Below are 15,145 nucleotides of genomic sequence, written 5' to 3'. Positions count from 1 at the left end.
AGCGAACATTATCCCGGCAAACAACTTTTTTATTCAGATTCTCTGTTCACCTGACAAATCCTGCTGGAAGTATATTTCATACCCACAAACTTATTCCATCCGTTCGAAGATCAAAATATAAACGCGCTTATCTGCGCGTTTATATTCTAGCTGCCATTTTACTGCGTGCCAAGGTAAGCTCACCGGGCTTGTCCACATCCATTCCAATCTCAGCATATCGAGAGTAAATCACTGCACCTTGTATGCCCAAAATTTCCGATGCCCGGCGTTGAATAATATCTAAGCTTAAGTTACCGCAAAGAAACCTAAAAACAAATGTCCAACCGAGAAGTCCGCATAACCGCAGCGGATTCTTCCGGCGGGCAATAATATGGTTGGCTTTTTTCAGACACTGTGGAACAATGCGGGGATTGACCAAAAAAACATTTCCCCCGGTAAAGGTTCCTTCCTGTAAACGCACGTATGTCCTTCGGGCTTTAGGATAGCTTTGACTACTGATTTCACGAGATATAATGGGATAATAAAAATCAGCTTCCTGACCAGCACATTTTCCCAGAAAATCCTCAATCGCAGCCGCCGTCAGAAAAGGAATATCAGCCGTAACGACCAATACTTTGTCAGTATGGTCCAACAGGCTCATCCCATTGGCAATGGTATCCATAATTGACTGTCCTGCTGCTGCAATCACCGGCTGCACTGGAAATTTACAATGGGACAACTCCTCAACCGGCCCTAAAAGAAAAATCCGGCCAATATCCCGGCAGCCTGCCAGTGCATTGACAATATAATAAATCATCGGTTTACCGGCAATTTCAATCAACGCCTCATATGTCTCTGACGACATTTCCCTCAAGGCCCGGCAGGTTTTCCCCCCTGCCAAGACAATTGCGTCATACATACTATGGCCTCCCTATGTAACAATGCGTATGCCGTATTACTCTTTTGTCTGGTTCCGACGTTCGTTCAGATCCGTCAACAATGTCTGCTCGGCATTTTCCATATGTTCAACCGCTCTTTGTTGGGCTAGCTCCGGATCGCGCTGAGCAATCGCTTCCACCAACCGGCTGTGTTCCTCTAAAGTATTTTTCAGTCTTCCCGGATAGGACATGGACATCGAACGAAAACGTGTCAACTGTTCACGTAAATTATTGATAATTCCTACCAGACGGTCATTACGGCTGGCACGGTATAAAATATCGTGAAATAAACTATCCGCCTCTACTATTTTATCCATATCATTATTATCTATATACTCACCAATTTGTACGAGCAGGCGTTCCATCTGTTCCAGTTCGTCTTCCGTAATGCGTTCCGCAGCCAGTCCGGCAGCCAAAACGTCCAGCGACGTACGTACCTCATACACTTCATTAATATCCTTTATCGAAAGATCAGCCACATAGGTACCCCGCCGTGGGATCATAACCACAAAGCCTTCCAGTTCCAGTTTGCGTATTGCTTCACGGACCGGAGTACGGCTGACACCAAGTTCTTCGGCCAGTTGTATTTCCATTAACCGTTCCCCTGGTTTTAAAATTCCATTTACAATCGCATTACGCAATGTTTCACATACCACTTCTCTAAGCGGTTGATAGCTATCCAAACGAATTGGCAGTAATCGGCGTTCCATCTTCTCACTCCACCCCTGCAAGTGTTTTTGCCACAATAATATTTGTTTTATCCCCAAACTGTTTAGCCAGTTCAGAAGCAACATACGTTGCCCGTTCGGCATCAGCAGTCAAACCAAACACCGTAGGACCGCTGCCTGACATCAAACTGTTCATAACCCCGCAGCGACGCATAGCTTGTTTTATCTCGTCAATCACCGGATAATCAAATACCGTTACACTTTCCAGCACATTGCATAAACGATCAGCTACTCCCTGAATATCCTGCCGTTCCAGACTTCTTAACATACCCTGGGTATCAGGGTGTTTTATTACTCTGGCACCACTGTACGCACCATACACTTTAGCAGTTGAAACACAAATATCCGGTTTCGCCAAAACCACATAACACACCGGCAATTGCGGCAAGGGAGTCAAAATCTCTCCCCGACCTGTGGACAGCATCGTACCGCCCCGCAGACAAAATGGAATGTCTGATCCCAGTAAAGCACCCAACTCTTCCAGTTCTGACTGGGTTAGCCCAAGCTGCCAGAGACTATTCAATCCTTTAAGTACAGCTGCTGCATTTGCACTGCCGCCAGCCAATCCCGCAGCCAGCGGAATATTTTTCTGCAATGAAATATGAACACCCTCGTTAATATCACATCTGTCTTTAAGCAAAGCAGCGGCCTTGTAAGCCAGGTTGCTACCATCACAAGCAAGAGCGGGAATATTAGCCTCAAGGGTAATATCCCCGTTCTGTTTTTGTAGCTGAACCGTATCAAAAAGATCAATCGCTTGCATGACCATGGCTACTTCATGATATCCGTCACTGCGTTTATGCAGTACATCTAACGTTAAGTTAATCTTTGCATAAGCCCTTACCTTCAGCACATTAGCCCTCACTTATTATCTATTAATTTCTCTTAACTCGATATCTTCCTGGCTGGTTAAAATATTGTCTATATTCAGCAGTATCAAGAGACGTCCGCCTACCTTCCCCACGCCGTGAATATACTGCGCATCAAGTACGAAAGACGGCGGCGGCGGTTCCACCTCAGACTGACTCATGCGAACCACTTCCGTGACGGCATCTACAATAATCCCAACTGTTTGCCCGTTCAATTCAATAACAATAATTCTGGAATCATCGCTGTGCTCATTCACAGCTAATTGAAAGCGTTTTCGCAAATCAATAACAGGGATAATCCGTCCCCGCAAATTGATAATTCCCTCCATAAACAAAGGAGTCTGAGGCAGCTTGGTAATCGGTACCAACCGGTTAATTTCCTGAACTTTCGTAATATGCAAGGCATACTCCTCTTTCGCCAGACGAAAAACCACCAATTGCAATTCCAGGCTGTTTGTTACTTCTTCTACACTGTTATCCTCCATTGTCGGATCCCTCCATATGCGGATTCGAGGATTATATATTCGACATCAATGAAGGTATGCCTGCAATAAACGATATTTTTTTTAAGATACTCCTCTCATGATTTAGCTTAAAATACATTTCTGTAAAAATATGGTTATCGTTATTTGGCATCAGCTAACACCAAATGTTCAAATGTAGCAGGTAGCAACATTTGTTTCTCTTCCAGTTCCTGATTTTGCTTAATATCACAATATTCTCCAATTACCTGCAACACTCCATCATACTGCTCATAAAAAATCACAATAAGGTCTCCGGGGTTGGCTTGCATGATTGCGCTTCTGACGGCCTCTTTTTCTGAAAAAATCATTCTAATGTTTTCTGGTAAAAATCCGGACTCCAGAATCCCCTGTTTCAACAATGCGGCGGTTTCTCCCTGCTGACGGCCACGCAAATCGGAATCCTCTTTTATATACAGATAATCAAATCCTCTGCCGGCAATCCGCCCGATATCAAGAATCACATCATCGCGCCGATCACCGGGAGCCGCGATAACACCCACCAGCCGTTTGGCATTCAAACAGCGTACTGTATTGATCACTGCCTGATAACCAGCAGGATTATGCCCGTAGTCCACACAAACGCGAAAATCATGGATGGACTGAATATGTAACCGGCCCGGATTAACTTCAAAGCTGCTTAATCCCTGGCGTATATAGGCAATGGGCACTTTCATGCAATAACAAGCCGCAGCAGCGATTACTGCATTTTGCAGATTATGTACGGCAACACCATTTAAGGTTGCCGGGATATCGCTAACCCGCATAATGGCTTTTGCCAGATCACCACTTGCCGCATAGAGAGTCTCCTCTTTGACAAAAAGAGCTTTGCCGCCGGTTCCCAGATGTCTCCTGACAACAATATTGTTGGCTTCGGTACTAAAGTACACAATCTCGCTTTTAACCCTGGCAGCAATATTGGCTACAAACGGATCATCCGCATTTAACAATGCAACTCCATCCGGTTTGACTGTCTCCACAACCAAAGATTTAACAAAAGCAAGATCCTCCAGCGTTTCAATACCGTCTTGTCCCAGATGATCCTCCGTTATATTGGTAACAATCCCCACATCACATTGATCAAAAGCCAACCCGCCGCGGATGATCCCCCCCCTGGCAGTTTCCAGCACCGCCACTTCGACGGAGGGATCGGCCAATACCAGGCGGGCACTTGCCGGTCCGGTGGTATCCCCCCGCATGGCACAATACTGATCAATATATATACCATCCGTTGTTGTCATGCCCACACAAAATCCGGCTTGTTTCCATATATGTCCAATCATCCGCGTAACCGTGGTCTTGCCATTGGTACCGGTAATGGCAAGTACCGGAATGCGGCCGTTATCGCCATTGGGAAATAGTCTCTCAATAATACATTCCGCAACGTTCCTGGCTTTTCCACCCGAAGGATAGTGATGCATCCGAATTCCCGGCGCCGCATTCACCTCTATAACGGCACCATGCCCATCCTGAATGGCCTCCGTAATATTATCCACGATAATGTCGATGCCGGCTACATCCAAACCAATCAATCTGGCTGCCCGCTCGGCCAGCTTTGCATTATCCGGATGTACGCTGTCGGTAACATCTACCGCCGTTCCTCCTGTGCTTAAATTGGCATTTTCCCGGATGCGGACTACCTGCTTGTCTGCAGGAATCGCCTGTAATGAAAGATTTTGACGGAAAAGAACGTCAACTGCCGTGGCATCAATTTTAATTTTCGTTAACCGTTTTTCGTGTCCATGGCCACGATCCGAATTTGCATTGACTTGACGAACCAGTTCTTCAACCGTATGCACCCCGTCCCCAATTACATAAGCCGGGATGCGTTCAGCGGCAGCCACCAGCTTACCGCCCACTACACATAACCGGTACTCATGTCCGGCAATATACTCTTCGATTAAGATTTCCCTGCCATATTCCTGGGCCAGCATAAAAGCACGCTCCATTTCCGCTGCCCGCCGGACATGGAGTGTAACTCCCTTGCCTTGATTTCCTGACAACGGTTTCACAACTACCGGTCCACCGCCAAACCGGACTAAAGCCTGCTGTGCTTCCGTAATGCTGGTAACCACAATCCCATCCGGCACCGGAATTCCGGAGGCCGCCAGTATCTGTTTAGTAAGCTGTTTATCACAGGCTAAATCCGAAGCTAACGCACTGGTATGATCGGTAAGCGTAGCCCATACCCGTCTGCGTTTATATCCATAACCTAAAAACAACAGACTGCTCTCACCCATTCGGATTACCGGAATATTACGTTTTCGGGCTTCCTCATACAAAGCGGCTGTACTGGGCCCGAAACACCCTTCGGCACCGGCCTCTTTAATTGACTTGACTGCAGCCACAATATCAAAATTTTGTTCAGCAAGTATAGCCTGTAACAGGTTATGTGCCACATATAGTGCCTTTACAACCAGTGCCGCTGTCCGATATCCGACAACCACATGATATCTTCCCTTGCCTCCGGCATCACGGGTTTTACCAAAGTTGACGTCTTCCCCCGCCATACACTGCAATTCCAGAACAACATGTTCAAAAATATGGGCTAAATAGGTTCCTTCATGTAACCGTTCCACAAAACCTCCCTGCCGTCCGCGTGAGCAATGATGACTATAAAGACCGGGCAGCAGCTTTAGCAAACGGTTGTTAAATCCTTTGATTTCTGCACTCGAAATATCTTCATATTTCCCGATATCAATTGTTGTTTTGATGACAGGACGATAACTGTATATATTCGGCCCTTCGATGGTACGGATAGCAATGATTTGCATGAAAATGCTCCTCCTGTTTCAAGTACGGCAAATAAACGGCAGCCGCCGTTTCAGATTAAATCCGAAACCTGCAGGTAGAATGTGTAATATTACATTAGTAATCGCTAAAGGGTCATTCCGCTTTGACTCCGATATGTTGGAATGAATGATATTTTTGCCGTCAACAATGGTTACAGTCTGAGAGCCAGTTACCTCGCAACGGCCATCGGGTGATACCACTAAAGCCGTATCCTCATCAATCCCTATGCCCAAAACGTGAGGATTTTGTGATACAGCGGCAAGCAGGCGGTTAATACGCCCACGCTGAGCAAAATGCTGGTCAATGACTACCCCTTCAATCAAACTCATGCCGTGGGCCATACTCAGACTGGATTTTTTAGGAGTGTCACTTGAGTCTCCGCCAACAATCATCGTGTCGCTCATCACGGAAGCCCCTGCACTCGTACCGGCAATCACCGTTCCCTTTTCAATAGCACACCGAATAGCAGCATCCACCTTAGATCCTCCTAAGATACTGGTTAGCCGCAATTGATCTCCTCCCGTAAAAAAAATTCCGGAAGCATTCTCTATTTCACTGGCATGATGCTGATCATTTGCCGCATCGCGGTCTTTAATATATAAAATGACTACGGAGGCGGCCCCTAACTCGTTAAACAACGAACGATATTCCACTCCTACCTCCTGAGGATATTCAGTAGCTGTAGTAATCAAAGCGATACGGGCTTCTTCCCTGCCCGCCAGGGCAATGAATTTTCGCAAAATCTGACAATCACCTTGTTTATCTTCGCCTCCGCCGATAATTAACAATTGTCCGGCTACTTTTTTCTGCATGGCGGCCTCCGACAGCAAGTATTATCCATAAAAACAATCCCTTTCTGGCAGGTCATGGTTTAATTGAAGAACATATTTCTTCTATTTCCACCATAGCATTATTGTTGCCACCTTCATGATTTTTTTATACCAGTATTCGCATTAAAACACAAAATTCAGCACCGCCTCATATAATAGCAAAAAAACAAAAGGAGATATTTCCGTGAATATACGAAAACTTTATCCCCATTATTCATTACTTCTTTTACAAAAAATAAATAGCAATTATACGCACCCGATAGTCGGGCAGATACAAAAGCTATTGTCGGTACGTGGGTTATATACTGGTTCCTTTCACAGCACGTATGATGAGGATACCGCTGCTGCCGTTCGTTCATTTCAATTATCGGAAAACCTGCCTGCAACCGGCAGGATTGATCCCGTCACCTACTGCCGCCTGGAAAAAGCTATTAGCACTTCACTCATCCCTCCCGATCGCTCCGTGCAGCGCAACCATCCTTCCCTGTCCCTGCCCCGTGCCAACATTCGTATTGCCCGGCAGCCCCGTCAGCTTACTTTATTTGACGGTAATTCCCCCTTACGGCAGTATCCTATAGGAATTGGCAAATCTGCTACCCCTACGCCTTTAGGAAATTTTTCGATCGCCTTAAAAGTCATGAATCCCGGAGGCGTACTGGGCACAAGATGGCTGGGACTTAATTTTGACGCTTACGGCATACACGGCACCAACCGCCCCTGGCTGATCGGCCAGATGGTCTCCAACGGCTGCATCCGTATGCATAACGCTAATGTGGAGGAATTATATGCTCTGGTTCATATCGGCACTCCGGTTTTTATCCGGGATTAGTGAAAAAATACGCTCGGCTATCTTATCAACCATATCCCGCCGCCTTAATAAAAACCGAAGCAAAACCTCACGTTCACTTGGCAGCGGCAACCATTCTTCCGGAATGGAACCGACCAGATCGTTCCAATACCCGTCATCCAGCGTACGCATACTTTTAACATACTTGCTGAAATGCTCAGGCTTTAGAAAATATTTGAGCAACGTCCCGTAAGTACGCTGTTTGTTAATAACGATTCTATCCATCAGACGAACCAGTAAACGCGAATCCCATCGTCCTTTACCAAACAAATGGGAATTATCAATGGCATATATTCGAAAATGTTCTTGTTCCTGACATAACAATAAATTTTTGTGATTTCCTGTTCGATCAAAATTATGAAACAAATGATCAAATAAAACCACACCCGCCATATCGCTTATGTTACCGGCCTTCGCTAAATTTGTCCTGCTGACATATCGATTCTGTTTTATGTATTTGCTGGCAAAATGAATTCCCACCGGCACCCGTGTTCTCCATAAACGGCGATTTTCTTTTATGATCTTTTCATCCAAAAAAATGATATCGCTTGGCGGGAATGTTAATGCCAGGCTTTTGCCAATCTGTGCGGCTAACAGTTCATTAGCCAGTATCTTAGGACCCAACCGGTTGTTCTGCAGTTTTACTATATATACACAATGATCATCAGCCAGAAAAAGTTGCGGCGACGTCACTCCCATGCCAACCGGTCCAAGATATTTGACGGCTGACAACATCTCCCCTTCCTCCCTTCTGCGTACATACCTACATATGGTAATATATGATGCACTTTATGATTCATGCCAAAACAAACACCACTCGGTACCCGACCGAAGTGGTGTTTGTTTTATTTTTTGTTTCACTTTACTACAATTACCCAAGTAGCCAGCTGGCAATCCAGCCAATGGTGGCATTATCCGACAGTACCACCCGGTACCAACCGAAGGCCTGCTCTCGAATGGTAACTACATCGCCTTGCCTTACTTTGGTTACAATAGGGAAGTTCGTCCCCGGACCACTGCGCACATTAACTACAGAACCGGTCACAGTAGCTGTGCCGCTGACTGTCGGCTGAGTACCCACCGTCGGCGTAACCCCGGAAACATATACATTCTCTTCTCCATATCCCTCAAACTGAGAAGCTGTTGCCATTTCACTCGTAAAGGCACTGGCCGCCCCTGATGCCAATGTTGTTTCACCGCTAGACGCAGTGGCCGCACTACCGGAAGTTGCCGTAACAGAACTTGCCGATGTTGAGTCGCTGCTTGCCGTAGTAGCTGAAACAGCTTCACTCTGTCCTACCTGATCAATTGGAGTTAAAGCATATACATCCATTTGTGTAGTGTCTACAACTCGGACCCAGAATTTCAATACGATCGTAATATGCACTTTACGTGGTTCATGGCAGCAGAAGTCATAGTCAATGTATTCAACCTGCACGTCGGCTTTAGCCGTCATTTCCGGTAAAGCCCCGGGAATTTGGACATCTCTTGTAAACCGCACATGAGAACGTTCAAAAGCATGCACCGGCTGATCGGGCAGATCGGCCACATACATAACTTTTACCTCAAGATCGCCGCGAACAATCACTTTATCCGGAATAATATCCACCGTATTAATTTCCAAGTCCTTGACATAAACGTCAATTACTTGTTCAATATCCGGTTTTTGCGACGGTACAAACATATCAAGCTCAACAACTCTTTGCTCCATCTCGGCGCCAAGAACCTGTTCGACTTCTATCGTTTCCAGGCCAGGTTCCGGGCACCCGCAGATGACCTGCGCATTATCTGACGTACCTGTTCCACTGACGGATACAGCCGTAGTGGATGTAGAACCTGTAGAACCTGAACTTTGTCTTAGATCATCAGCCATTCTCTTCCCCCCTTTTCATCTTGCAGATGATAGCGCACAAGTTCTTATCCTTTTGGTGCTGAAGGCATTTCACCAGCAGCAGCAGCAACTTGTACTTCCCGATCAACCATAACCTTAGCTGTAATTTTCAGCACAACGGAAACGTCGAATTCCCGGCAATCATGATGATGATGGTGATGATGCCCGCAATGACTGTCATCGGTATCGCAGTCATCATGATGATGATGCCCGCAATGACTGTCGTCGGTATCGCAGTCATCATGATGGTGATGATGCCCACAGTGGTCATCGTCGGTATCGCAGTCGTCAAAATGGGGATCCGTGTCGCAGTCATCATATTCATAGTTCTTATGCTTGTAAGCACGTGTCCATTCATCCAGGTCATAATCCACAAACTCAATAATAACGCTGGCGTCAGCATCCATACCTTTGCGAACACCCGGCATGTGAAGATCCTGCGTCCATTTAAAGTGCCTAATTTCTACTGCATGCACCGGCTGATCAGGAAGTGCAGCCACATAGATACCTTTAACATCAAACTCTCCTCGTACAATTACCTTGTCAGTGATAACATCAACACAATCAATTTCTACATCTTTAACTAAAACATCGACAATTTGCTCAATAGACGGTTTTCTTTCCGGAACAACAACATGAATATCGAGTACTTTCTGCTCTTCCTTTTCGGCAATAACCTGACGTACTATAATAGTCTGTGGCCCGGCTTGCGTACCTAATGTACATTGATTGTAATAATTCATCCCAGCGGATGCACTTACCGTTTGGCGGAGATCTTTATCGTCCACATATATTCCCCCCTTTGTATGTTCTATTTATATATATGCCTGCTAATTTTTTTGTGTGACTAAAAACATGAATGCTGGCGGCAGGAAGTTAAATTTAAAATTATCAGCAGTTAAATAGACATAACACTTTCTTGTTAAATAACATAGTATGTAACAGAAGCCGTTTCCGGCTGAATAAATATAATTAGGAGGTTGTGCTGGAATGTATTCAAAAGGCACCTATTATCCCAAATACGACTGTGATGATACCAAAGACGATTATTGTCACCACCATTATATGAAGGACGATTGTTATAAAGAACATCCAGGAAAATATCACTGTTACGAACCGATGTATTGCGACATCCCTAAAATGCCTAAAATGGAAAAAGAATGTGTTAAAACGTTCAAATGTGTTTACAAGTTATACAGGATATGTCAGTACAAAGTATTCAAAGTATGTCCGACCTGTGGCCATGAGTTTGATTCCGCCTATCATCACGGTGTCTGTCCCAAATGCATGATGTACAAGTAAAAATCGCTGCATTTACCAAGTAAATGTAGCTTTTTTGCCTGTAGCGGTAGCGCAATCAAGAAAAAGAAAACCTGCCCGAAAAAATCAGGCAGGCTTTTTTTCTGGGAGGATCGGTTTAAGCAAATTAACCCCCCTTTGAAAAAAAGAAATCGATTTTGTCCGAAGCAAAAGAACCGTCCCTTCGTTTTGCTAAGGTTTTATAAATTCTTGAACTACATATACAGAGCCATTAGCCGCATGGCGAACACCAAGACCAACCTCGGTAAAGTTCGTGCTCAAAATATTGGCCCGATGTCCCGAACTATTCATGAACGCAGTTTCTGCGGCCGCAACGCTGGTGTTGGTCGCCAGGTTTTCTCCGGCATAGGTATAACTAATTCCGGCTTCCTGCATACGATCGAACGGTGACTGGCCTTCCGGATTGTAGTGGGAGAAGTAATTGCGGCTGATCATATCTGCCGCATAAGCATCTGCCAAATCAGACAATTGGCTATTCAGCTTTAATGCCGGCAAACCGTTCTTGGCACGGTCCTGGTTTAACAGGGTAAAGGCCTGTTGTACTTCACTGCTGCTTCCTGGTGTAGACGAATTGGATCCTGTGGTTTGGGAATCCCCTGTCGAAGTATTTCCTGTCGAACTATTGCTGGCAGCCGCTTTGTCATCATCATGTCCGCCTCCTGCAAGAATAGCCAGCAATCCGACTGCCAGCAAACCGGTAATTAGATCCTTGCTTTTTTGATTACTAGTTTCCGTCACCTCTTGCTCTGCAGCCGCGGCCTGAGCCGCAGAAGCAAACGCACCAACAAAAGACGTTGAAAGTATGGACACAACTAAAAAGCCAAACATGAGATTATTTCTAAATTTCTTTAGTCTCATTGAAAACCTACCTTTCTGTTTGTTTACATAATTTTGATAACCAAGTTGATATATTCGTTAAAAACAGAGAAAATCCTTCAATAATCCAGTGCCAATGTTTACATAATCATATATTTTGTTTTTCTACTTCAATCTTTTCTTCATATTCCTGATTTAATAATCCGACAGCTTCCTCGGCCGGCAGTTCCTGTACCGTTTTTAGTTTTCTTTCGATAGTGCGTGACTTACGAGCCGCTGTATCAATAGAATTACTCGCTTCCTGGAGTTTTTTTTGGGTTTTCTCCAATAAGTCGCCAAATTTACCGAACTCGGTTTTCACCGCTCCTAACATGGCCCACACTTCCGAGCTGCGTTTTTCGATAGCTAGTGTACGGAACCCCATTTGCAGACTGTTCAAAAGTGCCGCTAAAGTCGTCGGACCGGTGATAATGACTTTATAGCGCTGCATCAACTGATCGCATAATCCGGGCCGGCGTAACACCTCGGCATACAGACCTTCAATCGGCAAAAACAAAATAGCAAACTCCGTGGTATGCGGCACACTGATATACTTTTCCGCAATCTCTTTGGCTTCGCCTTTTATCCGGTTCTCAAGGGCTTTTCCGGCCTCTTCAACCAGCGGCAGATTAGCCTCGTCTTGCGCATCCAGTAAACGCTGATAATCCTCTTGCGGGAATTTGGCATCAATCGGCAGCCAGACCGTCGTTCCTTCTTTATCACGGCCGGGAAGTTTAATGGCAAACTCAACCCGCTCATTGCTGCCGGGCTTGGTTGCCACGTTTTTCTCATATTGCTCCATGGTCAGAATTTGTTCCAGCAAATTTCCCAAATGGATTTCTCCCCAGATCCCCCGGGTTTTAACATTTGTCAAAACCCGTTTCAGATCCCCTACTCCCGTAGCCAGTATTTGCATTTCACCTAATCCTTTATGCACCAGTTCTAAACGCTCGCTAACCAGCCGAAAACTTTCTCCCAGTCTTCTTTCCAAAGTTGCATTCAGTTTCTCATCGACTGTTTTACGCATTTCCTCCAATTTCTGAGTATTATCCTGGCGCAGTTCTGATAATTTTTTCTCAACCGTATTCCGCATATTTTCCAGCCTGTCTTCATTTGATTGTGTCAAAACCCGTAATTGGGCCGAAAAAGTTTCCAGCTGCATCATTTGCGTCTGCAAATTGTCGCTTAACCGGCGCAAAACGGATTCATTCACTTTACTTAAGGTATTATGCACCTCCTCGCGCAATGCTCTGGAATAAACGGTCATTTCTTCGCGGTTGCGCCTGATCTCATCTTTAAAAGTCATCTCTATCCGTGCACTATACTTCTCCAGAATATTGAAAGCATTTTGTGCTTCCTCCCGTTTATTCACCTGCCTGGCCAATATAACAAGGAGAAAAAACGTGGCTATGTTTATCCCCAGCAAAACATAAAGTACAGTTTCCCTCATATCATCACTCCCTCTGTTTTATAATTTGACATAATGATGAAAAAATCCTATTACCGGTCTCTATGCATAAACGCAAAACAACCATTGTTTATCACAACGGTTGTTTTGCATATGTTTATTTTTCACTATTTGTAGGGGGTTTTAGGAAGACCCAGCCTAAATTTTCCTCTGGTTTCTAAGCCACCAACCCCTTCAATGCCGGTAACGGAAGCACTAATTGCATCTCCAACATCAACAGTGCGGTTGATCGGAGTAAAAGCAACTTTCTCGGCAATAAACACCGGGTCATAAGCATGAATAAAAATTCTTGTAGGCGAGCTGGCAAAATTGGCACCAGCACCCAAAATGGCTTCAAAGTACGACTGGCAAGCACCGGCAAAAATGACTAAATCATCCCGGTCAGGTTCAAATGTCCGTACTTTTTTGACAGCTTCTACATAATAGCGGGAGTTGCGGTAATTATTCATGTCTTTAAAACTCTTCTTGCCACTGCCGATCAAAGCATCATGGCCGGTTAAAACCAAGATGTCCGGCCGGAATTCATTTATTAATCCGATCACTGCATCGGGCTGCTTCGTTTCCTCAATGCACCGGCCTACCGCCTCAATATTAAGCTGTCCATACGTTTTCAAACACATTCTAAGATATTCTTCATCACCATCGATGTGTAAAACCCTCCCGGGCAGATCAAAAAAATCATATTTTTTGGAAGACTCCGAACGGTGCAATTCAAAATTTTCCCGTTCCAGGCTTCTGCGCATCATGACCCTTTTTAAACTTTCGTTGTGCATTCCTTCCATTCTGACAATTTCATTCCGTAAATGTTCGGCATCAATTCTTTCCAGGTCCTCCACCGGTGCATCAGCCAGCAGTCTGAGATGCATTCCCTTGAGTACCGTAAGCGGCTTTCCTCCCGCCGGATCCATATATATATCAGCAACTTTAAATATCACGTCGCCACCATGAGACTTGCGAATGACCAAATCACCGATCTGAATCGAAGACATTTCTGTCCCCTCCCATCTGCTCAGCATCTATCTACTACATACTATGTAGAACAGATTTTATTGGTCACACCGTATGACGGATAACGGCGGGGATTCCAATCGTTCAGCTATTTCTCCCACAGCGGTGGCATTTATCGCTAGCCTTCAATATACTATACTGAATAAATTCTGTTGTGACCCTATCCGTGTCATACCTAATTTGGCACCAGTTCTTTCGAGCTAGGTCACAATGCACCGCACTCCCATTTTACGAGGTGATGGCGCATGATTACTATGGTAGTTCCGGCACGAAATGAAGCAGGCCGTATCACAACCGTTTTGCAAAACCTGGCCACCTTACCGATTGACCACATCATTCTGATTGCCAACGGATCCATTGACGCAACCATGCACGAAGTTTTGCAGTTGCGAATCCCCAAATTGCAGATTATCTATTTTCATGAATGTCTGGGAATTGACATTCCACGTTCCATTGGAGCCAAAGTAGCGTTATCCTTGGGCAGTGATGTCGTTGTCTTTGTAGACGGCGATATGGTGGGAACTTTCAACGAAAATTTATCTGAACTTATTGACGGAGTATTATTAGGGCATCTGGACATTGCACTAACCAATTGTTATCCATCTCCACCCCGCCATTTAGAACGTTATAATCCGACTTTTCAATGGCGTCTCAACCTCAATAAAGAACTAGGGTTGGAAAAAAAGATCAATTTGGCCACACCGGCCCATGGACCACATGCCGTATCCAAACGTTTGCTGGAGTTAATTCCCCTCCGGGAGCTGGCTATTCCTCCGGTTCCTATGGCACTTGCCCGGTTGAATAAACTTAAAATTGATATTGCAACCACTATTCCTCATTACCAACTGGGTTCTTCCATAAAAAATCAAATTCATACCAATCAGATTATTGACACTATTGTCGGAGACTGCCTGGAAGCCATTGCAGTTTTCCGCAATGAACCGCGTACCCGCCAATATCAGTCCAAAACCTACCAAGGATATAACAGCGAGCGCCGTTTTGACCTGCTGGACCTTTTTTTAAAAAATAGTTAGCTTAAAATTTTGCTACTGACCCTGGAATAAGAAACGATCTGGTCCTTCATGAAGAACCAGATCG

At 45.0% G+C, this 15,145-nt stretch carries 14 protein-coding genes; 2 read left to right on the top strand and 12 right to left on the bottom strand.

Translation table 11 applies throughout. The features are described 5' to 3' along the window. Positions 1-139 precede the first annotated feature (139 nt). The 6 genes from P22_RS07665 to P22_RS07640 all read right to left on the bottom strand — a co-directional run bounded on the left by P22_RS07665 (position 140) and on the right by P22_RS07640 (position 6,640). Entirely contained in the window at positions 140-898 is a 759-nt protein-coding gene (locus P22_RS07665) for a nucleotidyltransferase family protein (protein ID WP_054259648.1), read from the bottom strand. Positions 899-934: 36 nt separating this feature from the next. Next, the gene (locus P22_RS07660) at positions 935-1,627 is read right to left on the bottom strand and encodes a GntR family transcriptional regulator (protein ID WP_054259647.1); all 693 of its coding nucleotides are present in this window, start codon (positions 1,625-1,627) and stop codon (positions 935-937) included. 4 nt (positions 1,628-1,631) lie between these two features. Next, complete coding sequence (ispE, locus tag P22_RS07655) at positions 1,632-2,498, bottom strand: 4-(cytidine 5'-diphospho)-2-C-methyl-D-erythritol kinase (RefSeq protein WP_054259646.1); 867 nt, start codon at positions 2,496-2,498, stop codon at positions 1,632-1,634. Between the two features lie 15 nt (positions 2,499-2,513). After that, the gene (locus P22_RS07650) at positions 2,514-2,999 is read right to left on the bottom strand and encodes a chemotaxis protein CheW (protein WP_054259645.1); all 486 of its coding nucleotides are present in this window, start codon (positions 2,997-2,999) and stop codon (positions 2,514-2,516) included. A gap of 140 nt (positions 3,000-3,139) precedes the next feature. Continuing rightward, entirely contained in the window at positions 3,140-5,809 is a 2,670-nt protein-coding gene (cphA, locus tag P22_RS07645) for a cyanophycin synthetase (protein ID WP_054259644.1), read from the bottom strand. Positions 5,810-5,827: 18 nt separating this feature from the next. After that, entirely contained in the window at positions 5,828-6,640 is an 813-nt protein-coding gene (locus tag P22_RS07640) for a cyanophycinase (protein WP_054259643.1), read from the bottom strand. Positions 6,641-6,842: 202 nt separating this feature from the next. Between P22_RS07640 and P22_RS20035 the strand changes: the two genes are divergently transcribed. Beyond that, positions 6,843-7,487, top strand: a complete 645-nt coding sequence (locus P22_RS20035; protein WP_072169785.1) for a L,D-transpeptidase family protein — start codon at positions 6,843-6,845, stop codon at positions 7,485-7,487. Here the strand turns inward: P22_RS20035 and P22_RS07630 are convergent. The 6 genes from P22_RS07630 to yabG form a co-directional block, all read right to left on the bottom strand. Next, positions 7,440-8,240 carry a HipA family kinase gene (locus P22_RS07630; RefSeq protein WP_054259642.1) on the bottom strand — a complete coding sequence of 267 codons (801 nt, stop codon included), beginning with the start codon at positions 8,238-8,240 and terminating at the stop codon, positions 7,440-7,442. The genes P22_RS20035 and P22_RS07630 overlap by 48 nt on opposite strands. 136 nt (positions 8,241-8,376) lie before the next feature. After that, on the bottom strand, positions 8,377-9,378 hold the full coding sequence (locus tag P22_RS07625) for an SPOCS domain-containing protein (protein ID WP_054259641.1): 1,002 nt from the start codon (positions 9,376-9,378) through the stop codon (positions 8,377-8,379). 44 nt (positions 9,379-9,422) lie between these two features. Beyond that, positions 9,423-10,184, bottom strand: a complete 762-nt coding sequence (locus P22_RS07620) for a DUF3794 domain-containing protein (RefSeq protein WP_054259640.1) — start codon at positions 10,182-10,184, stop codon at positions 9,423-9,425. Between the two features lie 703 nt (positions 10,185-10,887). Next, entirely contained in the window at positions 10,888-11,574 is a 687-nt protein-coding gene (locus P22_RS07610) for a CAP domain-containing protein (protein WP_054259638.1), read from the bottom strand. A gap of 106 nt (positions 11,575-11,680) precedes the next feature. Continuing rightward, positions 11,681-13,021 carry a DNA recombination protein RmuC gene (locus P22_RS07605; protein WP_054259637.1) on the bottom strand — a complete coding sequence of 447 codons (1,341 nt, stop codon included), beginning with the start codon at positions 13,019-13,021 and terminating at the stop codon, positions 11,681-11,683. Between the two features lie 125 nt (positions 13,022-13,146). Beyond that, positions 13,147-14,028 carry a sporulation peptidase YabG gene (yabG, locus tag P22_RS07600; protein WP_054259636.1) on the bottom strand — a complete coding sequence of 294 codons (882 nt, stop codon included), beginning with the start codon at positions 14,026-14,028 and terminating at the stop codon, positions 13,147-13,149. A gap of 264 nt (positions 14,029-14,292) precedes the next feature. Between yabG and P22_RS07595 the strand changes: the two genes are divergently transcribed. Beyond that, entirely contained in the window at positions 14,293-15,081 is a 789-nt protein-coding gene (locus tag P22_RS07595; protein WP_054259635.1) for a glycosyltransferase family 2 protein, read from the top strand. Positions 15,082-15,145: the final 64 nt, after the last annotated feature.

The organism is Propionispora sp. 2/2-37 (assembly GCF_001298735.1).
Classification (GTDB): domain Bacteria; phylum Bacillota; class Negativicutes; order Propionisporales; family Propionisporaceae; genus Propionispora.
The sequence above is the reverse complement of the archived record's forward strand: the minus strand, read 5'-3'. Positions and strand labels throughout refer to the sequence as shown.